This window comes from Beduini sp. (assembly GCF_047239305.1).
In the GTDB taxonomy this organism is placed as follows: Bacteria; Bacillota_I; Bacilli_A; order Erysipelotrichales; family Coprobacillaceae; genus Beduini.
Window position 1 is genome coordinate 361,721 of record NZ_JBKTEM010000002.1, and the last position, 24,423, is coordinate 386,143.

Below are 24,423 nucleotides of genomic sequence, written 5' to 3' on the forward strand. Positions count from 1 at the left end.
GACCATTTCAAACTGGTCTTTTTTAGATTTGTAAGCGCTATGCAGTGTATGCTATAATGGGGGCTAAAGAAAGAGGAATGATATGAAAACAGAAAGATTAATTCTAAGACGGTTTATGTCAGAAGACTATAAGGGTTTATATGAATATTTATCACAGGCAGAGGTTGTGAAATATGAGCCTTATGATGTCTTTACTTTGGAAAAAGCAAAGAAAGAAGCAGTTAAACGATCAGTCAATCCGGCTTTTTGGGCGGTTTGCCTGCAAGAAAACGGAAAACTGATCGGTAATATATATTTTGAAAAGCAGGATTTTGATACATGGGAATTAGGCTATGTGTTTAACCAGCATTTCCAAGGTATGGGATATGCTTCAGAAGCTGCTCGTGCTTTGATAAAGGATGTGTTTATTAATCAGGGCGCCCACCGTGTAGTAGCGATGTGTAATCCGGAAAATATACCTTCTTGGAAATTGATGGAACGATTAAACATGCGCAGAGAGGCTCATCATATCAAAAACATTTGGTTTTTTAAAGATAAAAATGGGAATCCGATCTGGCAGGATACATTTGAGTATGCCATCTTAAAAGAGGAATGGATAAAAGAGTAGAAGTGTAATGCTTTTACTTTTTTATAAAAATACAAAAAAGCCCTTGACTTAGAGTTAACTCCAAGTGCTAAGCTATAGATGTTCATTCAATAGACATGCGATTGGAGGGATTTATATGACCATTGAAGAATTAAAAGAAATGCAAAGAAAAAATCATTACTCTTTTGTAGCGAGTTCACAAGATTACTTATATACGGCGAATGATAGTGGAACAACGCCGATCTTATACAAAGCTGTTAAGCATCGTTATTATTTCAAAGATGCCGTTATTTTAGAATGTCGTGTTGGCAAAGCGACAGCAATCTTGCTGGCTAGGAGCCGCATTCAATATTTACATGCCCATGTGATCAGCCGTCCGGCGAAGGAAATTCTGGATCGTTATCACATCTGCTATACGTATGATCATGAAGTGGAATATATTGAAAATATTTGTAAAGACGGTATCTGCTCAATGGAAGAAGATTTATTAGAAATTCATGATTTAGATGAAGGATTTAAGATCATCGTTCAGTATTTAAGTAAGTCAATGAACTCATTATTGTGGAAGCTGACGGCTTAATAATATTAAAAAGGATAGGAAGACCTATCTTTTTTAGATATAGAAAAAGATCCCGCAGGATCTTAAATCATAAATAAACCGTCTTGAGTGCAGTAATAATAAATTTTGCTTCCTCTTTTTCTTGGCATACGCAATGCCCCTGATTGTTCGGGATAGAGTTTGACAAGCATTACCCGATCATACATCATCAAAGCGATAAAAGAAAGGTAATGATCTTTGTTCATCGGATGATCAAACGTAATATAGTCCTCACCATCACTTTCAGTAATATTTAAATGGTGTAAGTCATCAGGTTTATTTGTTTCTAAGGGTTCAAGCTTACGTCCGCAGCAGGCAATGTCAATGGTATTCATCGAATAGATAATATTGCCGCAGATGGGACACACATAAAATTTGATTCGCTTCATATTTCCTCCATCTAGGACGTTGCATGAAAGTTCTCCGGAAAGAATATCCTCAACACTTACACCAAACAGATTGGCTAATGAAGGAAGCAGACTGATATCAGGACAGCCGATTCCGCGTTCCCATTTAGAAACGGTGCGATCACTGATTGATAGTTGATCTGCCAATTCTTTTTGAGTCATCTTCTTTTCCTTGCGTAAAGCTAAAATTAATTGTCCTACTTTTAAACTGTTCATAACAACACCTCCTCTATCATTGTAGCGAATTTCTTCCTTTATACAACCAACGCTCCGGCGAGTTAAACAAAAATAACGAAATTACCTAATGACAGATAATTTCGTTATTTACGCTTTTTTACTTTTCTTGGAAAGACGACAAACAATCCATACGTTCTTTAATACGCACTTTATTTTCTTCGTTCAACGCTCTGAAGCCTTGAAGAATTTCATATTCATCTTCGCGAAGTTGAATCCATGTATCATTCTTTATAATTGGTGCCGGATTATCCGTTTTACCAAGCAAATAGTCAGTTGAAGTATCTAAACGAGTAGCAATTTCTCCAAGCACATCAGCTTTTGGAACATTGATATCATTTTCATATTTAGATAGCATTGACTTTGTTATACCTACAGACTTCGCTAAAGAAATTTGCGTAATGTTTAATTCTTGTCGTAATCCAACGATTCTTGACCCTAATTTCTTCATTTTATACCCTCATTTTTTTTAAAAACTTTAATCATATTATATACGATTCATATAGAAAATACGATAAAATCTCTAAACTTGTATGAAAATAAATTATTTGTTTCTCTTTTTCCTTTATTATCATATTTTCTGTTAGCTATTTGGAAACAATAGCATACACCAAACTAATATTAACACTAAATAGTTTATTGGTACAGTCTTATTATGGTTCAAAATTGTAAAGTTACTTTTAAGAATTGAAATTTTTATAATTTTTTTGTTCAAATATAACGAATATGGTATGATATAGATATATATAAATTATAAATACGGGGAGAATAATATGGATATATTAGAAAGGTTAAAATTTTATGAACCATTATTTAATCAATGGAATGTCGATGAGATTATAACGTGTGAAGGTGATATCACTTGGTGTAAAGTGAAAATCGAAGGATTTAGCGAAACACAGACTAAATTATTAAAAGTAAAAACATTGATAGCAGCTAAGAGTGATGATAATGATCAGAAGATGAATGAACTTGATAAAGCGTATAAGCAGGTACTAAGCAATTATGAAATAGAGGACTTGGATTTTACCAATACTCCCTATATCAATGAAGAACATTATTATATAGAAGAAGATGACTGCATTTTAGGAATGGATATCTGCTTTTTAATGAAGGAAGACGAGATCATTGAAGAAGTGGAAGAAATGCCGTCTACGCCAGAAGGTATCTATGAATTAGGATTAAAATATTTTTATGGAAATGGAAAGCTGCATGATGAGATTAAAGCGGCAGAGCTGTTTAAGCACGCGGCTATCTTAGGATTTCCTCCTGCTCAATGTATTTTAGGGTATTGCTATGAAATGGGACAGGGAGTAGGCGAAGACTTGTCAGAAGCGATTCACTGGTATACTGCCTCAGCTAACAATGGGGATGATGTCGGACAATGCAATTTAGCGTATTGCTATGAAATGGGACGCGGAGTAGAAAAAAACTTTGAGGAAGCGGTGAAATGGTATCAGGCATCGGCAAAACAAGGGTATGCACGAGCATTATGCAATCTAGGGCATTGCTATGAATATGGGATTGGAATCGAAAAGGATCATCAAAAAGCATTTGAATATTATACAAAAGCGGCAGAAAAGAATTTCACTCCGGCTAAATGGTGTATTGGCGCTTGTTATGAATTTGGGATTTATGTGAATCCGGATCCGGAAAAATCGTTTGAATGGTATTTAAAAGCGGCAGAAGATGGATATGAAAGAGCGCAGTTCAATGTGGCGTACTGTTATGAATTTGGGGAAGGCATCGAACAGAACATGGATGCTGCCATCGAATGGTATGTGGCTGCCAGCAATCAGGATTATGCACCGGCATTATGTAATTTAGCGTATTGCTATGAAAACGGCAATGGAGTTGAAAAGGATATAAAAAAAGCGAATGAGCTTTATGAGCGTGCTGCTTATCAAGGGTATCCAAGAGCAATGTATAATCTTGCTTACAACTATGAAAATGCCATTGGTTTAGAAGAAAATATTGAACGTGCAGTAGTTTTATACCGCCAGGCAGCAGAAGCGAATTATCCGCAGGCACAGTGCAAATACGGATATTGCTTAGAAGTAGGCTTTGGGGTTGAAAAAGACGAAGCTTTGGCATGTGAATATTATCGTCGTGCGGCTGATCAAGGGGATCCGATCGGAGCATGCAATTTAGGGTATTGCTACGAAAGTGGAATAGGGGTAGAAAGAAATGCAGACGAGGCTTTTAAATATTATGAGCAGTCTGCTAAAGAAGGCTATCCACGTGGTCTGGCAAACTTGGGTTATTTCTATGAAGTGGGATTAGGTTGTAAAGCCGATCCGCAGATTGCCGTTTCCTTATATCGTCAGGCGGCAGAACAAGGCTATGCAGTAGCTCAATGTAACTTAGGATATTGTTATGAAGTGGGAATCGGGGTTGAAATCAATTATGATGAAGCCTTTAAATATTATGATATGGCAGCCAAGCAAGATTATCCACGCGCCATTTCATGTATCGGGTATTGTTATGAAGCGGGTCAGGGGTGCGAGCAGGATGAGAAAAAAGCAACCGATTATTATCGAAAAGCATCTGACCTTGGATATCCGGTAGCCCAATGCAATTTAGGGTATTGCTATGAAGTTGGAATTGGGGTTGAAGAAGATGCCAAGCAGGCTGTTCACTTCTATCAGTTGGCAGCAGAACAAGGCTATCCGCGTGCCCAATGTAATTTAGGACTTTGCTATGAAGTGGGACGTGGTACTCAAAAGAATATGGAAGAAGCGGTAAAATGGTATATTGCCGCCTCTAATCAGCATTATCCACGTGCGATGTATAATTATGCCTGCTGTTTAGAAAACGGTGATGGTGTAGAAGCTAATATGGAAGAAGCGTTTGTTTGGTATAAAAAAGCGGCGGATGCAGGATTTGCAAGAGCCCAGTGTGTAACTGGCTACTGCTATGAAATGGGAGAAGGGACTACAAAAGACCTTGCTTTGGCACTTCATTATTATACTTTATCAGCGGAAAATGAGGATGCAGTCGGACAATGCAACTTAGGCTATATGTACGATTACGGAATCGGAACAGAAAAAAATATCGATTTGGCATTTAAATGGTATCAGGCTTCTGCTCAGCAAGGCTATCCGCGTGCCCAATGCAATTTAGGCTATTGCTATGAAGTAGGAGACGGTGTCGAAGCGGATCTCAAAACGGCTGCTGAATGGTATCAAAAAGCTGCGGATCAGGATGATATCAATGCCTGCTGTAATCTTGGGGTTTTCTTTGAATTCGGAAAAGGTGTGGAACAATCTTATGAAAAAGCGGTGGAATACTATCAAAAAGCTGCTGATATGAATTCGGGCAGAGGGATGACTAACTTAGGGGTTATGTATGAAAACGGCTATGGGGTTGATAAAAATCCGGATAAAGCCGTAGAATTATATCGTCGTGCCTCTGATCTTGGGTATGCCAGAGCTACTTGCTTCTTAGGGTATTGCTATGAAACGGGAATCGGTGTCGAAGTCGATCTTAAAAAGGCGATTGAACTATATCAAAGCAGTGCAGATGCAAAATTTCCGCAAGGGATCTATAACTTAGCTTGCTGTTATGATTTTGGAACCGGTGTGAAAAAAGATGAAGCAAAAGCTGTTGTGCTTTATCAAGAAGCCGCAGATTTAGGACATATTACAGCGATCAATAATTTAGGAGTCAACTATGAAAATGGAACCGGTGTCAAAAAGGATGAAGCAAAAGCAGTAGAACTTTATGCCAAAGCAGCCCGTCAGGGAAATCGCATCGCTAAAAGCAATTTAGGGCACTGTTATGAAAAAGGTATTGGCGTTAAAAAAGATTTAGATGAAGCGATTCGCTGGTATCAGGAAGCTGTAAATGATGGGTACGAAGAAGCGGTTGAGAAACTGGAAAACGTCAAAAAAGAAAAAGCAGAACAAGAAAAAAATAAGAAAAAGGGACTCTTTGGTTTCCTTAAAAAGTAGAATAACCGCTGGTGAAGCCGGCGGTTTTTCTTTAGTAATTAATAGTAATTAAGGAAAATTCTTGGTATGATAAACAAGGTAGGAGGTAGGTTATGAGTAAAGCTTTCTTTTTTGATATTGATGGGACATTGTTAGATACTCCACATGGACTCATTGATATTTCATCGGTGAATAAAGCCGCTATTTTAAAACTTCAGCAAGAGCATCTGGCATTCATTGCGACTGGAAGAACAAAATGTTTTATTGTAAAGCCGATTCGGGATTTCCCTTTTAGCGGTTTTGTGACATGCAATGGAGCTTATGTGGAATATAAAGGGAAATGCATCTTTAAGCAAAAAATTTCTCAGTCTGCTATTAAAACGCTGATACAGGTATGTGATCAATATGGTTTTGATTACTATATTGAAGGCTATGATCATATTTATGTAAATGATAAAAATAGAAAAAGCATCCAGGATTTCAGCAGACGCTGGGAAATGAATGCAGAAACGATGGTGGATAGCTTCGATGAAGAGGATATTGAAGCGTATATTGCAATGGTCAAGGTTCAAGCTCCTAAAGAATTTAAGTTAGTCTATGATTTGCTGGGAGAACATTTTGATATTGCTCAGCATCCTAATCAGCTTTCCTTTGATCTTAATATCAAAGGGATTAATAAAGGGGTAGGAATCATTGAACTGACTAAAGCATTAGCCATTGATATTAAGGATACCTATGCTTTTGGTGATGGAAATAATGATCTTGAAATGCTAAGTGTTGTTGGGCACGGTATAGCGATGGAAAATGCTGTAGAAGCATTGAAAGAAATTGCCGAATACATCAGTGATGATGTGGCATCAGATGGTGTAGCCAAAGCGTTAAAGCATTACCGGTTTATTTAAAAAGGTTGGAATTTCCAACCTTTTTAAATATAGATAAATAGGCCGATGACACCACATAAGCTCATCATGACAATCGGATTCACCTTATATTTTCTTAATAAAAATAAGGCAGCTCCAAATACCAGCATTGCCAGCAAATCCCCATGAACAGAGCTGTTTAAAGTGGAAGTGCCAAAAAAAGTCAGCAGCAGAATCGTAAAGGCGGCAGAGACGATTAAACCTAAAGAGGTGGCTTTCAATGATTTAAGGATCTCAAAAATATATTTAGAATGTTTATATTTTTTGAAGAACTCATAAAGCAAGGTAGAAATAAGGATACCACACAGGATACATCCTACAGTGGCAACGATAGCGCCGGGAATGCCTGCAATCTGAATCCCGACAAAAGTAGAGGTGTTCACCGCTAAAGGACCCGGTGTCATTTGTGATATAGTAATAATATCAGTAAATACTTTTTCACTGATCCATCCCTGTGTTAAAACAACTTGCTGCTGAATCATCGGTATGATCGCATAACCGCCGCCGATACTGCATAGACCGATTTTTAAAAAGGTCATAAAAAGATTAAACATGCTTTTGCCTCCTTTTGACAACCGGCTGCATAAATAAGAAGAAAACGCTGATTAAAGAACTGATAACCAGGATCAGCATGACATTAACATTAAAAAAAGCATTGGCAATAAAAGCGGCGGGAACCAATAGATTTAATAATACCGATTTTTCTTCTAAGATCATTTTATACATATCAATAATCAAATCAACGATCAGAGCGGCAACGCCGGCTTGCATACCTTTTAAGATTGCGGCGATATAGAGATTATTGGAAAATGCCACATACCAAGTAGATATAAAGCTGAGAATGATGATGGGAGGAAGAATCGAACAAAGACTACTGATGAGGATGCCGATCCAGCCGGCGGTGCGTTTTCCTGCTAAGATACTTAAATTGATTGCGATTGCTCCCGGAGAAGATTGAGCAATGGCAGCCATCTCCATCAGTTCCTCCTCACTGAATAATTTTCTTTGCTCGACGAAGTATTTTCTGATCATCGGGATGACCACATACCCTCCGCCAAAAGTAAACGTACTGATAAATAGATTGACATAACACAGCCATAAATAAAAACGAATTTTCTCTTTCATAGAACTCCTTTCTTTGTATGCAAGGTTTATTATAAAAGTTGCTTTGCCATTTGTGAAATGATAATATATTGGGAGTGATATGAATAAAATTCATGGCAAAAGGAGCTTTATATGAACCTTAAACACTATCTTATTTTTAGAGAAGTCGCTAAAACAGAAAATTTTACCCGTGCCGCAGAAAATCTGTTTTTAACACAATCAGCCGTTTCTCATGCAATGAAAGAATTAGAAGGTAAAGTCAATACGCCTTTATTTGAAAGAATGCATAAAAGTGTGAAGCTGACAAAAAGCGGAGAATTACTTTTAAAAGAAGTCCTCCCTCTTCTTGAAGAAATGGAACGCTTAGAGGCTCGTTTAGGGGAGTTGAAGGAAGCGGCGCCGCTTTCTATTTCCAGTTGTATTACGTTTGCCCAAATTTGGCTGCCCCGCTATATTGAGCAGTTTCAAAGTATTCATCATACTAAAGTACAAGTAGAGATTAACAGTGCGGCTTCAGCGTTAAAAGCATTATTAGAGGGAAGAGCGGATGTTGCCTTTATTGAAGGGGCACTGCCGTCACAGTCTTTTTTAATGACTCCGATTTTAAATTATGACATTGGGGCTTATGTGTCACCTAATACAACGATTCATAGTAAATTATCACTCAAAGCATTGATGGAGCATCGCTTGCTGTTAAGAGAACGCGGGAGTGCAGTGCGGGAAACTTTTGAATCAGCCGTGACATTGGCGGGTTATCAGCTTTTTGCTCAGTGGGTCAGTGTGGATTCACAAACCTTGATCGAAGCAGCAAAAATGGGATTAGGCATTGCGATTTTACCCAAAGTATTGGTTCAGCAGGAGTTAAAAGAAAACAAATTGATAGAATTAGAGATTACAGATTTAAACCTGAGCAATCCAATCACGATGGTAATGAATAAGAATAAAAAGATGACACCGATGCTGGAAGCATTTTGTGCGAATATACCGCATGATATCTTGTTATAATAAAGGTGAAGGAGAAAATCGAATGGAGTATAAAACAATCACACCGCAGACTGCAAAAGAAATGATCGATCATGAAAAAGTAGCGATCGTGGATGTTCGTGAAGAAGATGAGTATGCAGCAATGCCATATCCCAGGGTCAATCCTGCTTCCCTTAGGAACGATTACACAAACAGCAGCGGAATCATTAAAAGATCTCGATGAAAAGATTTTAGTCTATTGCCGCAGCGGAAAAAGAAGTGCGGCGGCATGTGAACAACTTGAAAAAATGGGCTATCAGAATGTGTATAACTTTGGTGGAATTTTAGATTGGCCCTATGAAATCAATCGGTAAGGATTGCAGAACTGCAATCTTTTTTTAATTTATAAAGGTTAGTTTTATGAAAGGACTTTCGTTTGTAAAGGAGTGAAAATCAAGCTGTTTTGAACATAAAAAAAGTGTAAAATTTTGAAAAAAACGTTCTTTTGGCGATTCACTTTAAAATTAAGAAAAAGTATGATAAAATCAATATAAATAAGAGCTAGTTTGATTTACATTTCACGGGGTTTAAAAAAATTTTTTAAGTGTAAGCGCTTAATGTCAAAAAGGAGGTAAAAAAGCTATTGTATTTTTTTTCACAAGATGATAAACTACGTGTGTAAATCAAATTAAATATTTCACAAAAAACATACGGAGGTGTGATCATGGCAGAAAAAAAAGTTGCCAAAGTAGAAGAAATGACAAATGAACAAGTGGATGCTTATGTAGATGGTCTAGTAAGCAAAGCCTTAGTTTCATTGGAAAAATTTAGACGTTTAGATCAAGATGCAGTAGATTATATCGTAGCAAAATGTTCAGTTGCTGGATTAGATCAGCACGGTGTTTTAGCAGAAGCTGCTATCAAAGAAACTGGCAGAGGGGTATTTGAAGACAAAGCCGTTAAAAACTTATTTGCCTGCGAATACGTAAACTCTAACTTACGTCACTTAAAAACAGTAGGAATCATCAATGAAGATCCACTAACTGGAATCACTGAAATTGCTGAACCGGTTGGGGTAGTGTGTGGAATTATCCCTACAACAAACCCAACTTCTACAGTTATCTTTAAATCATTAATCGCTTTAAAAACAAGAAACCCAATCATCTTCTCATTCCATCCATCTGCTCAACAATGTTCTAAGTTAGCAGCTATTTGTATGAGAGATGCAGCGGTTGCAGCCGGAGCTCCGGAAGATTGTATTCAATGGTTGGATTTACCAACTCCATCAATGTATGCAACAACTTCATTAATGAATAATGATGGTATCGCTACAATCTTGGCAACAGGTGGTAACGCAATGGTTAAAGCTGCTTATTCTTGCGGTAAGCCAGCATTAGGTGTAGGAGCTGGAAATGTGCCTGCATACTTAGAAAAAACTTGTAACATCAAGCGTGCAGTGAATGACGTTATCCTATCAAAATCTTTTGATAACGGGATGATCTGTGCCTCTGAACAAGCAGCAATCATCGATCATGAAATCTATGATGAAGTGATCAATGAAATGAAACGCTTTAAAGTTTATTTTGTAAATGATAAAGAAAAAGAAGCATTAGAAAAATATATGTTCGGATTTGCTTCTAACTCTGAAGGTGTTGAAAACGCTAAATTAAATCCAAATATCGTTGGACATTCAGCTTATTCAATCGCTTTGGAAGCCGGAATCAAAGTACCGGAAGATACTCAGATTCTTTGTGCAGTATGTAATGAAGTAGGACCAAAAGAACCTTTAACAAGAGAAAAATTATCTCCAGTATTAGCAATTTTAAAAGCGGATTCTACAGAAGACGGTATCGCAAAAGCAGCAGCAATGGTTGAATTTAACGGTTTAGGACACTCTGCAGCGATCCATACTCAAAATCATGATGTAACAATCGAATTCGGTAAAGCTTGTAAAGCAATCCGTATTATTGAAAATGCTCCATCTACATTCGGAGGAATCGGTTCAGTTTATAATGCCTTCATTCCTTCATTAACATTAGGATGTGGATCTTATGGTAGAAACTCAGTTTCTAACAACGTAAGTGCCATCAACTTATTAAATATTAAGAGAGTAGGGAGACGTAACAACAATATGCAATGGGTTAAACTTCCACCAAAAATCTATTTCGAAAAGAACTCAATCAAATACTTGATTGATATGAAAGAAATGGAAAAAGCTATGATCGTCACTGACCGTGGTATGTATAATTTAGGTTATGTAGCTAAAATTGAAGATGCGATCAAGAGAAGAAGAAATAAAGTAGATATCGAATTATTCTTTGATGTTGAACCAGATCCAAGTGTAGATACAGTACAAAAAGGTGTTGAATTGATGAATAAATTCAATCCTGATGTTATTATCGCTTTAGGTGGAGGTTCTTCAATGGATGCCGCTAAAGTTATGTGGTTATTACATGAACATCCGGAAGTAAACTTCGATGATATTAAACAAAAATTCATGGACATTAGAAAACGTGCATTCAAATTCCCTGAATTAGGTAAGAAAACAAGATTAATCTGTATCCCAACAACTTCAGGTACAGGTTCAGAAGTAACACCATTTGCGGTTATTACTGATCGTAAAGAAAATAAAAAATATCCATTAACTGACTATGCATTAACACCAACAGTAGCCATCGTAGATCCAGAATTTGCAATGAGTATGCCTGCTTCTATCGCTGCGGATACAGGAGTTGACGTATTAACTCATGCCGTTGAAGCTTATGTTTCAATCTTAGCATCTGACTTTACAGATGGATGGGCTAAACAAGCTGTTAAATTAGTATTCGATTACTTAGAAAGATCAGTTAAAAATGGTAAAAACGATCCTGAAGCAAGAGAAAAAATGCATAATGCTGCAACGATCGCTGGTATGGCATTCGCAAATGCTTTCTTGGGTATGAATCACTCATTAGCGCATAAGATCGGTGGAGAATTCCATGTCCCTCATGGACGTACAAACGCTATTTTATTACCACATGTTATCCGTTATAACGGAACAGTACCTACAAAATTAAACATCTGGCCTAAGATCGAAAACTATAAAGCTGATGTTAAATACATGGAATTAGCTCAGTTAATCGGATTAAATCCAAAAACTCCGGCTGAAGGTGTAGAAATGTTTGCACAAGCTTGTGATGAGTTATCAGGAAAAGTTGGAATCCCTTCTAACTTCGCATCTCAGGGAATCAGCAAAGAAGATTGGGAAGAAGCAGTTCACAGAATCGCTATGAACGCTTATGAAGATCAATGTTCACCAGCTAACCCTAGAATGCCGATGGTTAAAGATATGGAACAAATCTTAAGATTAACTTACAGCTATGAAAGAAAAACAACTAAAAAGTAATGTCTGAAATTGAAATAATCTGGGGATCAAACCTCAGATTATTTTTTTGTTTTTTATTTGGAATAGACAGACATTATGATATACTATAAGGGTTAAGAAGGAGGCTCGTATGAAAATAAATAAATCATTCATTATATACTTTATTTTATTTTTATCTACCCTTCTTTATCAAATCTTTGTAGCCGTAAGTCCCCTTATTACATTTGGAGTAAAAGAAAAAATCGGAGTCGTGACACTGGGGATTTTATGGCTGAGCCTTTGTGTATGGCAGCTATTAAAAGAATTAAAGGAACGTTCACAAAAACGTAAGCTGATGACCGCCTTTATTTTTATTGTTTTTATTATTTATTTGGTTAATCTCGTCTATTTATTATTCTTTGATAGCGACTTTGGCAGAAATATCACCGTGCAAAGTAATAAACTCTTATCCCATATGGTTGAAGGGATTAATTTAGAACCGTTTAAAATGATGAAGGACTACATGCTGGCTTATCAAAATGGCAATATCTACTTATCCCATCTATTGCTTAATGTTGTAGGCAATTTAATCGTCTTTGCTCCAATGGGGATTCTGTTGCCAACCTTATCGGAAACGATGGATTCTTTCTTTCGCTTTCCGCTTTTTATGGCGACAACTATCATTTTAAGTGAGTGTGCACAAGTATACTTTAGTGTAGGTGTTGGTGATATTGATGATTTTATATTAAATTTTACCGGGGTCATGATTGTCTTTTTCATTTATAAGATTCCATTTGTAAAGAAAGCATGGAAACATTTGCTTTATCGGGATTAATTATTATTATATAATAAATATAAGGAGGGAGAGCGATGAAGGATAAACGTTGGGAATCCTCTTCAATGGTCATCGGGGGAACATGTCTTGTTGTATTAGGCATCAGCGTTATGATTATGCGAGCTACGTTTGCGATTACGATGATCGAACTTATCGCTTCCCTATTGATTATCGCCGGAGTATTTCAACTAGTGGCATTAGTGATTGGTTCAAATGATATTAAAAAATCAGTATCTCTGACAACGGCTTTAGTGAGTATTGTGGCAGGAGAACTGATACAGTTATTTCCCGAAGTGCCGGTTTCTTTGATTGTCATCTTGTTTGGACTGTATGGCATTATGACGGGAGTGTTAAAGCTTATTACTTATTTTATTTACCGTAAAGATCATGTGAAAGGACGTTTAATCTTATTATTGGATGCACTCTTGTTTATTGGTTTAGGGTTGTTTTTGGTCTTAACTCCTTTTGCCAGAGTAGGGCAGCTGTTTTTACTGTTGGGTTTGTATGCCGTATGTTTGGGCTATACCTATGTACGTGATGGCTTTGAGCTCATCATTCCAAAAGCAACAAAAACAAAGTATAAAAGGATGATCCGTATTAATTTACCAATCTTTTTGGTGGCATTATTGCCGTATCGTGCTTTGCAGGCGATCAATAAATATTTAGGGGAATACGATGATGACGGCGAGGTCACTGAGTTTGTAGAAAAGAAAGAAGAGGTTATTCCGGATATCGAGGTTTTTATTCATGTCACGCAAAATGGCTATGGTGCCTTAGGACATGTTGATTTATACTTTAACAACGAGATTATTTCTTATGGCAATTATGATCAAGATTCCTTTAAACTGATGGAATCTATCGGTGATGGGATTTTATTTATCACAACTAAAGAAAAATATATTCCCTTTTGCATTGAACACAGTAAAAAAACATTATTCAGCTATGGTTTGAAATTAGATGAAGAACAATATAAAAATGTCAAAGCGAAGATTGATGATTTGAAATCACGATTAGTGCCCTGGGAGCCACCGATTATGAAAGATCCGGAGCATCCGGAGAAATATCAGGATTATGGGAGTCTGTTAGTTAAAGATTGCGACGCTTTGCTTTACAAGTTTAAATACAGCCGCTTTAAAACCTATTTTGTCATGAGTACAAACTGTGTCTTGCTGGCTGACAGTGTATTAGGAAAAGCAGGAACGGATTTATTGAATATCAACGGGATGATCACACCGGGGACTTATTATGATTATTTTGAACGAGAGTTCAAGAAAGAAGGCAGTTTCGTGGTAACACGTACAGTTTATAAATAATGGGGTGAGAAAAATGAAATTAGTCATTTTTATTCTCAACAATCCGGATTTACAGGAAACGTTTTTAGGCAAGCTTTATAATGCCGGGATTCGTGGTGGTACAATTTTGGATAGTATGGGGATGGCAAAGAAGCAAACAGATTATCAGAATGAGGATTTAGTATCTGTATTAAAACAGCTGTTTATTATTCCTCGGGATGCCAACAAGACAATGCTTTTTTGTATGGAAGAAGAAAAGGTTGCAAAGTTTAAACAAATTGTAAACGATGTGACCGGTGGTTTGGATCAGCCGAATTCGGGAGTATTGATGATCCTGCCCCTCGATGAAGTTGATGGCAGTTTTATCACAAGAAAAGGACAATGATCATGTCATTGTCCTTTTTTATATTAGATGATAATGCTTTAAAGCATTGGCAATGCCGTCATCATCGACATCTGTCGTGACGTATTCAACATGACTAAAGATTCGCGGATCACTGTTTTTCATAGCGACACTGTGCTGACAATATTCAAGCATCGAAAGGTCATTTGTGCTGTCACCAAAGCAGTATGTATGCTGATGGTCTACCTGCAGATGCTTCATCAAAAACTGAATACCGGTTGCTTTGGTAAAGCCATGCGGTACAAATTCGCCAAAGTCAAGGGCACGTTCGATATAATCGAAATGAGAAGTCATCTCGTTTTTTAACGCCGGAAAATCACTGTGTGCATCATGCCAAATTGTAAACTTATCAAAATGAATATCAGCATCATCCCATGTGTGCTGAGTATCCATCCCAATTGCTGTATATTTATTTTTAATTTGGGCTACATGAGGGTGTTGGTTGTTTGGATCATAATATACGGCATCTTTTCCTTCTAAAAGGGCAGCGACCTTATGTTTTCTTAAAGCAGTTATGACCTGAACGATTATTTCCGGGGAAATTTCCCGATGAAATAAAATCTGCTGATGATACTCGATGTAAGTGCCGCAGCCGCACAATATTCCATCATAGTTCAAGTCTTTGATCTCCTGTGAGATGGAAGCATAAGGACGACCGGTATTAATAAAGATGAGATGTCCGTTTGCCTGTGCCTGTTTTAATGCTTCTTTGGCACTTTGAGGAACCTGATGAGTAGTATCGCTTAATAAGGTCCCATCAATATCAAAGAACAGAAGCTTTCTCATGATTATAAAACCTCTTCTACGGACTTCATTGCCAATTTATAGGCAGCGATAACTTGGTCACACCATTGATCAAATTTTTCATCTGCTTGTTTTAATTCGGGGTGTTTTTCCATATAATCAAGATACATTGCCAATCCTTTTTCAATCGTAATGGCACATTTAAAGTCAGGAGCAGCCTGTTTGATCTTTGTTGTGTCAAATAGATGGGAGAACTGCTTATCTCCCTGGATGCTTTCACTTAATGCGTAGGTTTTGCTTTTAGAAAGCAAATCTGTAGTCATATAGACAGGTTTAAAAGGAACGCTCAATAATTTAGCTAAATAAAGATAAATCATATTCCAACTGACCTGTTCATCAGAAACAATTTGATAGGCTTCATTGATTGTATCAGGATTTCCCACTAAAGGAACAAAACCTTTGGCAAAATCATCAGCATGTGTGCATGTCCATAAGTTGTTTCCATCACCGTGGATAATCACTTCTTTTCCTTCCAGCATTCTTTTAATAACACTGTAGCAGTTCTTTCCTTTAATACTTAGAGGAATACGGTCATTGGAATACGTTTGGGAAGGGCGAACGATAGTAATTGGAAATCCTTCTTCCTGATAGGCTTTTCTGAATATTTCTTCACAAGCTTGTTTCCCTTGTCCGTAGCGAGAATAACGATTTCCCAGCGGATGATCTTCATTAAAGCAGACAGCTCCGTCATGGTTATACGTGACCACTGTCGAAATAAAAATAAACTGCCTCGTTTTCCCTTTAAATAATGCAATATTATCATAGGCCTGTGCGGGTGTGAATAAAATAAAATTAATGACAGTGTCAAATGTCATTTCTTTGATTAAAGAAGAGATTGCTTCTTTATCATTGATGTCCCCAACCAATGAGATAATGTTTGGGTGCAGGCGATCATTATGATTACCGCGGTTTAAAACATAGACTTCATTTTGAACGTTTTGAGCTAAGGCGGAAGTGATAGGAGTACTGATCGTACCGGTACCGCCGATAATTAATATTTTCATGCTGTTACCTCCTTAACAATAGTAACAAAGATTGATTGATTTTAAAATAAAATTTATATATAATAAGGAAAAAGTGGAAAGAGGGTTGAAAAATGTATAAAATCATAAAAAAAGAGAAATTAAACGATGTCGTTGAATTGATGGAAATTAAAGCACCTCATGTATCACGTAAATGTCTTGCTGGGCAGTTTATTATATTAAGAGTAAGTGAAGATGGCGAAAGAATCCCATTAACAATTGCAGATTTTGATCGTGAAAAAGAAACTGTAACGATCATTTACCAGATCGTGGGATATTCTACTGCACAATTAGCAAAGCTGAATGAAGGCGATGAACTTCAGGACTTTGCCGGACCGTTAGGCGTTCCTACCGTTTTGTCTAAACATCAGCATGTGATTGGAGTTGCCGGAGGGGTTGGCGCTGCACCACTGTATCCGCAGTTAAAAGCACTGCATGACATGGGTGTAAAAGTGGATGTTATTATTGGGGGAAGAAGCAAAGAATACATTTTATGGAAAGAAAAATTTGAACCCATCTGTGAACATGTTTACATTGCGACAGATGATGGGACAATGGGGACAAAAGGGTTTGTTACAACCGTATTGCAGGATTTGTTAGATAAGAAAGAAACATTTGATGAGGTCATTGCGATCGGACCTGTGCCAATGATGAAAGCAGTGGTTAATGTTACCCGACCATATCAGATCAAGACTTCAGTGTCCTTGAATCCGATCATGATTGATGGAACCGGAATGTGCGGATGCTGTCGTGTCAGTGTCGATGGCAAGATCAAGTTCGCCTGTGTAGATGGACCTGATTTTGATGGAATGTTAGTGGATTTTGATGAATTGATTAATCGTCAGCGTATGTTTAAATCTGAGGAACAGCATATCTGTCACCTCACCATGGAGGATAGATAAAATGCCAAACATGTCATTAGAAAAAGTCAAGATGCCTGAACAAGAGGCAGATGTACGTAATAAAAACTTTAAGGAAGTTGCTTTGGGATATACTTTAGAACAAGCGCAAGAAGAAGCAACCCGTTGTTTAAACTGTCGTCATAAGCCTTGTATGAATGGATGTCCGGTAGGAGTTCCGATTCCGGAATTTATCCAGCATGTAGCTGAAGGGGATATCGAAGCGGCATATCAAACAATCAAACGTGAGAATGCACTGCCTGCTATTTGTGGACGTGTTTGTCCACAGGAAAATCAATGTGAAGGAAAATGCGTACGTGCAATCAAGGGAGAAGCGGTTGGAATTGGTCGCTTGGAACGTTTTGTTGCCGATTATCACATGGCTTTAAATAAAGAAGAAAAGGTTGAAATCGAAAAGAATCATCATAAAGTAGCAATCGTAGGTTCCGGTCCGGCAGGAATTACCTGTGCGGGAGAATTAGCCAAACGTGGTTATGATGTGACTGTCTTTGAAGCTTTGCATGAGACAGGTGGGGTATTAGTTTATGGAATCCCTGAATTCCGTCTGCCAAAAGCACTTGTGGCAAAAGAAGTAGATAATGTAAAAAAATTAGGAGTTCATGTTGAAACGAATGTGATTGTAGGACGTTCCATCACGATTGATGAATTAAAAGAAGAAGGCTATGAAGCGATCTTTGTCGGTTCTGGTGCCGGACTGCCTCGTTTTATGGGTATTCCCGGAGAGAATTTGAATGGGGTTTATGCTGCGAATGAATTCTTAACTCGTGTTAATTTAATGAAGGCTTATCAGTTCCCTGATCACCCGACTCCGGTTAAAATCAGTGAAAAAGTAGCTGTTATCGGAGGTGGAAACGTAGCGATGGATGCCGCCAGAACGGCAAAGCGTCTCGGTGCAAAAGAGGTGTATATCGTTTATCGTCGTGGTGAAGAAGAACTGCCTGCCAGAAAAGAAGAGATTCATCACGCTAAAGAAGAAGGGATTATCTTTAAACTATTGAATAACCCAATTGCGATTCATGGTGAAGACGGATGGGTAAAATCGATGGAATGTGTGGAAATGACATTAGGAGAACCTGATGCTTCCGGAAGAAGACGTCCGGTTGAAAAAGAAGGCAGCGAATTCTTGTTGGAAGTAGGGACTGTTATCGAAGCGATCGGTCAAAGTCCGAATCCTTTGATCCGTCAGACAACTCCGGGGTTGGAAACACAAAAATGGGGCGGAATCATTGTGGAAGAAGAAACCATGGCAACCAGCAAAGACGGGGTTTATGCCGGCGGGGATGTTGTGACCGGTGCGGCAACTGTTATTTTAGCGATGGGAGCAGGTAAAAACGCCGCTAAAGCGATTGATGAAGCATTAAATAAACAATAATGGGACAGGGTAATATGATTTGGAGAGAAAACGAATTGTCGATCCTCATCATGTGGTACTGATTGAAAAGTTAGATTAATTTCTAACTTTTTTATTTATTCTGTTGACAATCATTATAGTCCGTGTTATTGTATTAGTGTATTAATACAGTAGGAGGGAAACTATGGAAAACGAATTAATTAAAATAGAAGATCTTTCAATGACTTACGGAAAGAAGATTGCTTTAACAAACATTTCTTTAAGTCTTACATCAGGGAAGATTATTGGATTATTAGGACCAAATGGTTCAGGGAAAACAACATTGATTAAAATATTGAACGGGTTATTAAAAGCATATCATGGGAATGTATTGATCGATGGACAGCCAATCGGAGTGCATTCAAGAGAAATCATCTCTTATTTGCCGGATGAATCTTATTTCTTAGACTGGATGCATGCTAAAGATGCATTAAATATGTTTAGAGAACTGTATTCAGATTTTCAATATGCACATTGCATCGAACTGATGACTCGTTTCAACTTAACACCGGAAATGAAGATTAAATCGATGTCAAAAGGGATGCGAGAAAAATTTCAATTATGTTTGGTGATGTCACGTAAAGCAAAGATTTACATTTTGGATGAACCGATTGCAGGGGTGGATCCGGCTGCCAGAGAAGTCATCTTAGATGTGATATTAAATAACTATGCTGAAGATGCCTTAATTATTATTTCTACCCATTTAATAAGTGATTTGGAAACTATCTTTGATGAAGTCGTCTTTATTAAAGAGGGGAAATTAATTATGCACGAAAATACGGAGACATTGAGAAATGATCGTCATATGTCTATCGATGAATTGTTTAGGGAGGTATTCAAATGCTAAAATTATTAAAATATGAATTAATTGGTTCTTATCGTCAGTATTTATTGACTTTTGCTGTTTATTTATTACTTTGCTGTGCGACACCGTTCTTGCCGACAGTGATTAATCAATTTTTGAGTGGATTATTGATGGTAGCTTTATTTGGGATCGTCATATCCATCTTTGTCAATATTGTTCAGCACTTTTCACGCTCAATGTTTAACCGTCCCGGTTATTTGACTCTAACTTTGCCGGTATCATCTAAAGAACTTGTTTTTTCTAAAATGATTGGGGCAATGATTTGGACTTTTGTAGCTTTCTTTATCTTAGGGTTGGGACTGATGATCTTAATGATGTTAATCGCCGACTTTTCATTCGGAGATATCTTTAATTTTATTAATCAGCTGTGCTATAATATATCTCTTTATCCGGGAGAAGTATTGCAGTCACTTCTTGCTGCCTTCACTTCTATTTTAGCGATGATTGCTTCATTCTATTTTACGATTACCTTTGTGCATACGAAATATGTTACTAAAAACAGAGTATTGATTGGGGTAGGCGGATATATTCTCGGACTTTTGGCTTTAGGATTTATTGCCGATTCATCAATGTTTTATGGATTAGTCAGTTCAATGAACAGTTCATCACTTTATATCTTTAATATATTTATCAATGTAGTATTTACTGTTGGATTCTTTGTTGGAACAACCTATTTAATTGATAAAAAATTACAAATTGAATAGCGAGGTGGGAATATGAAGAACAGTTTCGATCCAAATTTACCGATCTATCTGCAAGTCATGGACGAAATCAAAAAAGATGTCTTCACTCATCACTACTTGCCAGGGCATAAAATTGCCTCTGTACGTGAATTAGCCTTACAATATAGTGTTAATCCTAATACGATTCAAAAAGCACTCAGTGAGCTTGAAAGAGCTGGTTTACTGCATAGTGAACGAACCGTCGGACGTTTTGTGACAGAAGATCTTGAATTGATTGATCGCCTGCGTTTCGAGATCAGTCATGAAAAAGTGCATACTTTTGTCAGTGAAATGAATGGCTTAGGATATGATCGACAAGGAATTATTGATGCCATTAATGAAGAAATCGAGGCACAATAAAAAAGTACGGAGATTATAATCCGTACTTTTTTAACTATTATTTTTGGTAAAATTCTTTGTAAAGGTTAGCGGCAGTTGTAAATACGGCACTTCCGTTCATTGTTCCGTAATTACGCATGTCGATGACTTCGACAGGATATTTACCGTTTAAGATTTTTTTGACCGATTCTAGCTTGTAGCGAATCTGCGGTCCTAGCAGTAAAACGTCAAAGTCACCAAGATAATTTTCGATTCCAGATTCTCCTATCGCCCAGATCTTGCAATCGATACCTTGTTTTTTAGCTTCTTCCTGCATTTTGGTTACAAGTAAGCTTGTTGACATTCCACCGGCACATGCTAACATTATCCTCATCATTATCTTATACCTCCGTATTTATTCTAGCACACTATAAATCAAATGTTAACTGAATCTGTTCATTCTCTTCTTTATAGGCAGCGATAATATCTTCCATTTTGTAAAGTAGTCCGTATTTTTGGCACTCCTGTATAAAAATCCTCTTTAAATGGGAATAATTTCGGATTCCACACATATAGCTGTTTCCAAAAAACTGCTGATATTTTTCTTTTAATCCGGGGAATAACTGATCTAGCTGCGAATAGTAATAGTCTCTTTGATTTTCCCTTAATGTTACCCCAAACATCGAATAAATAAACTTAGCTCCATGCTCATAGGAAAGACGAATAACGTTTCTGATATTGTCTTCCTGATCGGTGATAAAAGGCAGGATCGGAGTAAATAATACTCCTGTAAAGATCCCTTCGTCACTCAATGCTTTCATCGCTTTGAAACGGGCAGAAGAAGCACAGACATGCGGTTCGATTTTTTTGCACAGCTCATCATCGGCGGTTGTAATTGTGAACTTTATAATAACATTCTTCATTTGCTTTAATATATCAATATCTCTGGCAACGAGGTCACTTTTTGTATCGATTGATACGCCAAAATGATAAAATTGCAGCAGCTTTAAAGCTTGACGGGTAATCTCAAGATTTTTTTCAAAGGGGTTATAGGTGTCACTCATGGCACCAATCCCTACCACGCCTTTTTTCTTTTTTGACTGAAGTTCCTTGTTTAAAATCGCGATCTCATTTTCTTTGATGCGTACTTCATCAAAATGGTCGATCTGATAGCAGCTGCTGCGGCTGTCACAATAGATACACCCATGAGAACACCCTTTATAAAGATTGATATTATAATCGATGCCAAACCACTGATTTGAATGTTCTCCGACTTTTTGAAGAATTGATTTTGCTTTAATCACTTGCATGGTATCACCTCATTTTCACTATCATATCATGATCCTTAAAGTCACAACAAGAAAAAAGAGGCTTATTGTGCCTCTTCAATGATTTCTTCAGTTACTGCCGTTTCTTCTGGTTCAGTGCGAATCTGCTTCATTTGGTGATAGGTTAGTAAAGTAGTAATTAGGAATGAAGCGGCATCGGCAATTGGCACGGCAAAGAAAATTCCGTATAGACCAAATAGATTCGATAAGATCAGGATCATTGGGATTAAAATAATGATCTGTCTTAATAGTGTCAGAATACTAGCTTCACGTACTTTTCCAATGGCTTGGAAATAGTTGGCGCAACAGATTTGCGCTCCGATCAGCGGCAGGCATAGAAACCAAATTCGTAAGGCATTGGTTCCCAGCTGGATGATATCCGCTTCTTTATTGAAAGCTGTAATAATAAATCCCGGTAATAGCTGGATCGCTGCAAAACCGATAACCGCAATGGTAGTAGCTGCGATAATTGCATATTTCAATGTTTCTTTGACACGACTCATTTGCTTTGCCCCAAAGTTGTAGCTGATTAAAGGCTGCTGTCCTTGTGTTAGACCGGTAATTGGCATGAATAAGATCGTTTGCACACTGGTGATAATTCCCACTGTTGAGATCGCAATATCACCGCCATAACTAACTAATGTACCATTCAAGATGATATTTAAGATACTATTAGAAAACTGCATTAAGAAAGCAGGAATTCCTGTCGTTATAATCCTTTTAGTATGTTCAAATTTTAAAACCATCGATTTTAATTGAATTGGAATTAAACAACGCTTTGAAAATAAGAACGCTAACTGCCAGACCATGCTTAAAAATTGACCGCCAATGGTCGCTAAAGCAGCGCCTTCCATTCCCATATTAAATTTAAAGATCAGAATGTAATCAAAGACGATATTGAAGCCTGCCCCAATCAATTGAGAAACCATAGCATTTTTAGGATTCCCCTGTGCTCTTGAGAAGTTGTTTCCGCACATTGTAATGCATGAGAAAACAGCCCCGTATAAAATAATACTTAAATATGAGCGAGCATAAGGCAATACATTGCTGCTGGCTCCCAGTATTCCCAAGACCTGATTAATAAATAAATTTCCAAAAATCATGATGACGGCTCCGAAAATAATTGCCAAAGTTAATGCATTCCCTATGTATATACTGGCATCTTTATTTCGCTTTGCACCTAAACTGATGGAAAAACATGTAGCTCCTCCGACAGCACACATCAAACTGACCGCCATTAATATCAATGTAACCGGATAGCTGACTGTAATCCCGGCAATTCCCAATGATCCTAAATGCGGTGCATTTCCGATAAACATACGATCGACGATATTATATATAGCGTTTACTAACATTCCGATAATAGCCGGAACAGAGAATTTAATTAATAACTGGGAAATCTTTCCCGTACCCATTTCATTTTTTTCCATATAATTCCTCCTACATTGTTTTATTGTAAGGTACCGAAATAAGAAAGTCAACCCATAAATAAAGAGAAAAGAACCAATTATTCCATCGGTTCTTTATAGAAACGTCCATCTATCTTAATTGATTTAGCAATATTGACAAAGGCTTTTGGATCGTAGGTTCTTACAAACTGTACAACGTCTTTTACTTCATGGGCTGAAACCACCGTATAAAGCAAGGTACGCGGTTCATCTTTATAGCAGCCTTTTCCTTCAAAACGTGTAATTCCGTGATGCGTATAAGTTAACAATGCTTTTTCTAAACTATTGGGATCAGCAGTAATGATAAATAGGGTTGTACGCTGATCACGCTGATAGAGCTGTCCGATGATCTGTGTCGATACAAACTGGAAGATGATCGAATATAAAGCCGCTTCCCAGCCAAATAAGACACCGGAAATCATGAGGATAATCGTATTTAAGCCAAACACAAAATTCCATGAAGAGGTATTCCAGCGATCAGATAAATACACAGCAATAAAATCTGTCCCCCCGCTTGAAGCTTTGCCATGTAAAGCGATCGAAATAGCTAAACCGTTAAAGATTCCCCCGAACACTGAAACCAGCAAAGGATCCGATGTAATCGGCATTGCCGGAATAAGATCAACTAAAAATGAATTAAGAACGATCATTAAAATAGAATAACCGGTAAACTTCTTACCAATCGTTTTAAAGCCAATATATGCTGGTACAGCATTCAAAGCAATATTAATAATTGAATAAGGCAAAGAGATACCGAATAATTCTAAAGCGATTCTTTGAATCAGCAAGGATAATCCGGTAAATCCACCGGGCAGTAGGTTTCCTGCCCGTACAAAGGACTTGATATTGCAAGACATAATGAATGATGCAATCACGACACAAATAATCGAAATAAGATGTTTTTTCCAAAGCTTTTGTTCTTTGGATTTTGCATAAACCATGTTTTTAAATTCTCCCTTATGTAAATTCCTTTATCATTATAGTATGTA

The 24,423-nt window shown here is 37.3% G+C and carries 26 protein-coding genes; 16 read left to right on the forward strand and 10 right to left on the reverse strand.

Going from position 1 to position 24,423, the window contains the following annotated elements:
- Positions 1–82 precede the first annotated feature (82 nt).
- Together ACLRVU_RS05445 and ACLRVU_RS05450 are read left to right on the forward strand one after the other, a co-directional pair.
- A complete protein-coding gene (locus ACLRVU_RS05445) occupies positions 83–607 on the forward strand; it encodes a GNAT family N-acetyltransferase (RefSeq protein WP_412891034.1) in 525 nt (174 codons plus the stop codon).
- Between the two features lie 115 nt (positions 608–722).
- Positions 723–1,166, forward strand: a complete 444-nt coding sequence (locus ACLRVU_RS05450; RefSeq protein ID WP_412891035.1) for a DUF1893 domain-containing protein — start codon at positions 723–725, stop codon at positions 1,164–1,166.
- Between the two features lie 62 nt (positions 1,167–1,228).
- Here the strand turns inward: ACLRVU_RS05450 and ACLRVU_RS05455 are convergent, their stop codons facing one another.
- Positions 1,229–1,807, reverse strand: coding sequence for a helix-turn-helix domain-containing protein (locus ACLRVU_RS05455; RefSeq protein ID WP_412891036.1), 579 nt, complete (start codon positions 1,805–1,807; stop codon positions 1,229–1,231).
- A gap of 118 nt (positions 1,808–1,925) precedes the next feature.
- Positions 1,926–2,276, reverse strand: coding sequence for a helix-turn-helix domain-containing protein (locus ACLRVU_RS05460; protein ID WP_147552428.1), 351 nt, complete (start codon positions 2,274–2,276; stop codon positions 1,926–1,928).
- A 322-nt stretch (positions 2,277–2,598) separates the two neighbouring features.
- Between ACLRVU_RS05460 and ACLRVU_RS05465 the strand changes: the two genes are divergently transcribed.
- Positions 2,599–5,778 (forward strand): SEL1-like repeat protein, encoded by a 3,180-nt coding sequence (locus ACLRVU_RS05465; protein WP_412891037.1) that lies wholly within the window; start codon positions 2,599–2,601, stop codon positions 5,776–5,778.
- Between the two features lie 92 nt (positions 5,779–5,870).
- Complete coding sequence (locus tag ACLRVU_RS05470) at positions 5,871–6,659, forward strand: HAD family hydrolase (RefSeq protein WP_412891038.1); 789 nt, start codon at positions 5,871–5,873, stop codon at positions 6,657–6,659.
- Positions 6,660–6,682: 23 nt separating this feature from the next.
- On the opposite strand, the gene ACLRVU_RS05475 is transcribed toward ACLRVU_RS05470, so the two are convergent.
- Positions 6,683–7,231, reverse strand: a complete 549-nt coding sequence (locus ACLRVU_RS05475) for a chromate transporter (protein WP_412891039.1) — start codon at positions 7,229–7,231, stop codon at positions 6,683–6,685.
- Complete coding sequence (locus tag ACLRVU_RS05480; protein ID WP_412891040.1) at positions 7,224–7,802, reverse strand: chromate transporter; 579 nt, start codon at positions 7,800–7,802, stop codon at positions 7,224–7,226. Before ACLRVU_RS05480 ends, ACLRVU_RS05475 begins: the two co-directional genes overlap by 8 nt.
- 111 nt (positions 7,803–7,913) lie before the next feature.
- On the opposite strand from ACLRVU_RS05480, the gene ACLRVU_RS05485 reads away from it, so the two are divergent.
- From ACLRVU_RS05485 to ACLRVU_RS05515, 7 genes are all read left to right on the forward strand, one after another.
- On the forward strand, positions 7,914–8,786 hold the full coding sequence (locus ACLRVU_RS05485; protein WP_412891041.1) for a LysR family transcriptional regulator: 873 nt from the start codon (positions 7,914–7,916) through the stop codon (positions 8,784–8,786).
- A 22-nt stretch (positions 8,787–8,808) separates the two neighbouring features.
- Positions 8,809–8,988, forward strand: a complete 180-nt coding sequence (locus ACLRVU_RS05490) for a rhodanese-like domain-containing protein (RefSeq protein ID WP_412891042.1) — start codon at positions 8,809–8,811, stop codon at positions 8,986–8,988.
- Positions 8,948–9,118: a rhodanese-like domain-containing protein gene (locus tag ACLRVU_RS05495; protein ID WP_412891175.1), complete on the forward strand. Its 171-nt coding sequence runs from the start codon at positions 8,948–8,950 to the stop codon at positions 9,116–9,118. Before ACLRVU_RS05490 ends, ACLRVU_RS05495 begins: the two co-directional genes overlap by 41 nt.
- Positions 9,119–9,468: 350 nt before the next feature.
- The gene (gene adhE / locus ACLRVU_RS05500) at positions 9,469–12,129 is read left to right on the forward strand and encodes a bifunctional acetaldehyde-CoA/alcohol dehydrogenase (RefSeq protein ID WP_412891043.1); all 2,661 of its coding nucleotides are present in this window, start codon (positions 9,469–9,471) and stop codon (positions 12,127–12,129) included.
- Positions 12,130–12,238: 109 nt separating this feature from the next.
- Positions 12,239–12,922 (forward strand): VanZ family protein, encoded by a 684-nt coding sequence (locus ACLRVU_RS05505; protein WP_412891044.1) that lies wholly within the window; start codon positions 12,239–12,241, stop codon positions 12,920–12,922.
- Between the two features lie 35 nt (positions 12,923–12,957).
- A complete protein-coding gene (locus tag ACLRVU_RS05510) occupies positions 12,958–14,235 on the forward strand; it encodes a DUF308 domain-containing protein (protein ID WP_412891045.1) in 1,278 nt (425 codons plus the stop codon).
- A gap of 13 nt (positions 14,236–14,248) precedes the next feature.
- Positions 14,249–14,599: a hypothetical protein gene (locus tag ACLRVU_RS05515; protein ID WP_412891046.1), complete on the forward strand. Its 351-nt coding sequence runs from the start codon at positions 14,249–14,251 to the stop codon at positions 14,597–14,599.
- A gap of 18 nt (positions 14,600–14,617) precedes the next feature.
- Here ACLRVU_RS05515 and ACLRVU_RS05520 read toward each other — a convergent pair whose 3' ends face one another.
- Both ACLRVU_RS05520 and ACLRVU_RS05525 read right to left on the reverse strand, forming a co-directional pair.
- Positions 14,618–15,403, reverse strand: coding sequence for an HAD family hydrolase (locus ACLRVU_RS05520; protein WP_412891047.1), 786 nt, complete (start codon positions 15,401–15,403; stop codon positions 14,618–14,620).
- Between the two features lie 2 nt (positions 15,404–15,405).
- A complete protein-coding gene (locus tag ACLRVU_RS05525; protein ID WP_412891048.1) occupies positions 15,406–16,425 on the reverse strand; it encodes an NAD-dependent epimerase/dehydratase family protein in 1,020 nt (339 codons plus the stop codon).
- A 92-nt stretch (positions 16,426–16,517) separates the two neighbouring features.
- On the opposite strand from ACLRVU_RS05525, the gene ACLRVU_RS05530 reads away from it, so the two are divergent.
- From ACLRVU_RS05530 to ACLRVU_RS05550, 5 genes are all read left to right on the forward strand, one after another.
- Complete coding sequence (locus ACLRVU_RS05530) at positions 16,518–17,345, forward strand: sulfide/dihydroorotate dehydrogenase-like FAD/NAD-binding protein (protein WP_412891049.1); 828 nt, start codon at positions 16,518–16,520, stop codon at positions 17,343–17,345.
- Position 17,346: 1 nt separating this feature from the next.
- Positions 17,347–18,735 carry an NADPH-dependent glutamate synthase gene (gene gltA / locus ACLRVU_RS05535; RefSeq protein WP_412891050.1) on the forward strand — a complete coding sequence of 463 codons (1,389 nt, stop codon included), beginning with the start codon at positions 17,347–17,349 and terminating at the stop codon, positions 18,733–18,735.
- Positions 18,736–18,898: 163 nt separating this feature from the next.
- Complete coding sequence (locus ACLRVU_RS05540) at positions 18,899–19,600, forward strand: ABC transporter ATP-binding protein (RefSeq protein ID WP_412891051.1); 702 nt, start codon at positions 18,899–18,901, stop codon at positions 19,598–19,600.
- Positions 19,594–20,322: a hypothetical protein gene (locus tag ACLRVU_RS05545; RefSeq protein ID WP_412891052.1), complete on the forward strand. Its 729-nt coding sequence runs from the start codon at positions 19,594–19,596 to the stop codon at positions 20,320–20,322. The genes ACLRVU_RS05540 and ACLRVU_RS05545 overlap by 7 nt, the downstream gene beginning before the upstream one ends.
- A gap of 12 nt (positions 20,323–20,334) precedes the next feature.
- Positions 20,335–20,700: a GntR family transcriptional regulator gene (locus ACLRVU_RS05550; RefSeq protein ID WP_412891053.1), complete on the forward strand. Its 366-nt coding sequence runs from the start codon at positions 20,335–20,337 to the stop codon at positions 20,698–20,700.
- A 37-nt stretch (positions 20,701–20,737) separates the two neighbouring features.
- Here ACLRVU_RS05550 and ACLRVU_RS05555 read toward each other — a convergent pair whose 3' ends face one another.
- From ACLRVU_RS05555 to ACLRVU_RS05570, 4 genes are all read right to left on the reverse strand, one after another.
- Positions 20,738–21,055 carry a PTS sugar transporter subunit IIB gene (locus ACLRVU_RS05555; protein WP_147552388.1) on the reverse strand — a complete coding sequence of 106 codons (318 nt, stop codon included), beginning with the start codon at positions 21,053–21,055 and terminating at the stop codon, positions 20,738–20,740.
- 31 nt (positions 21,056–21,086) lie between these two features.
- Positions 21,087–21,968 carry a radical SAM protein gene (locus tag ACLRVU_RS05560; RefSeq protein WP_412891054.1) on the reverse strand — a complete coding sequence of 294 codons (882 nt, stop codon included), beginning with the start codon at positions 21,966–21,968 and terminating at the stop codon, positions 21,087–21,089.
- A 62-nt stretch (positions 21,969–22,030) separates the two neighbouring features.
- Entirely contained in the window at positions 22,031–23,416 is a 1,386-nt protein-coding gene (locus tag ACLRVU_RS05565) for an MATE family efflux transporter (RefSeq protein ID WP_412891055.1), read from the reverse strand.
- Between the two features lie 77 nt (positions 23,417–23,493).
- Positions 23,494–24,375, reverse strand: coding sequence for a YitT family protein (locus tag ACLRVU_RS05570; RefSeq protein WP_412891056.1), 882 nt, complete (start codon positions 24,373–24,375; stop codon positions 23,494–23,496).
- Between the last annotated feature and the right edge of the window lie 48 nt (positions 24,376–24,423).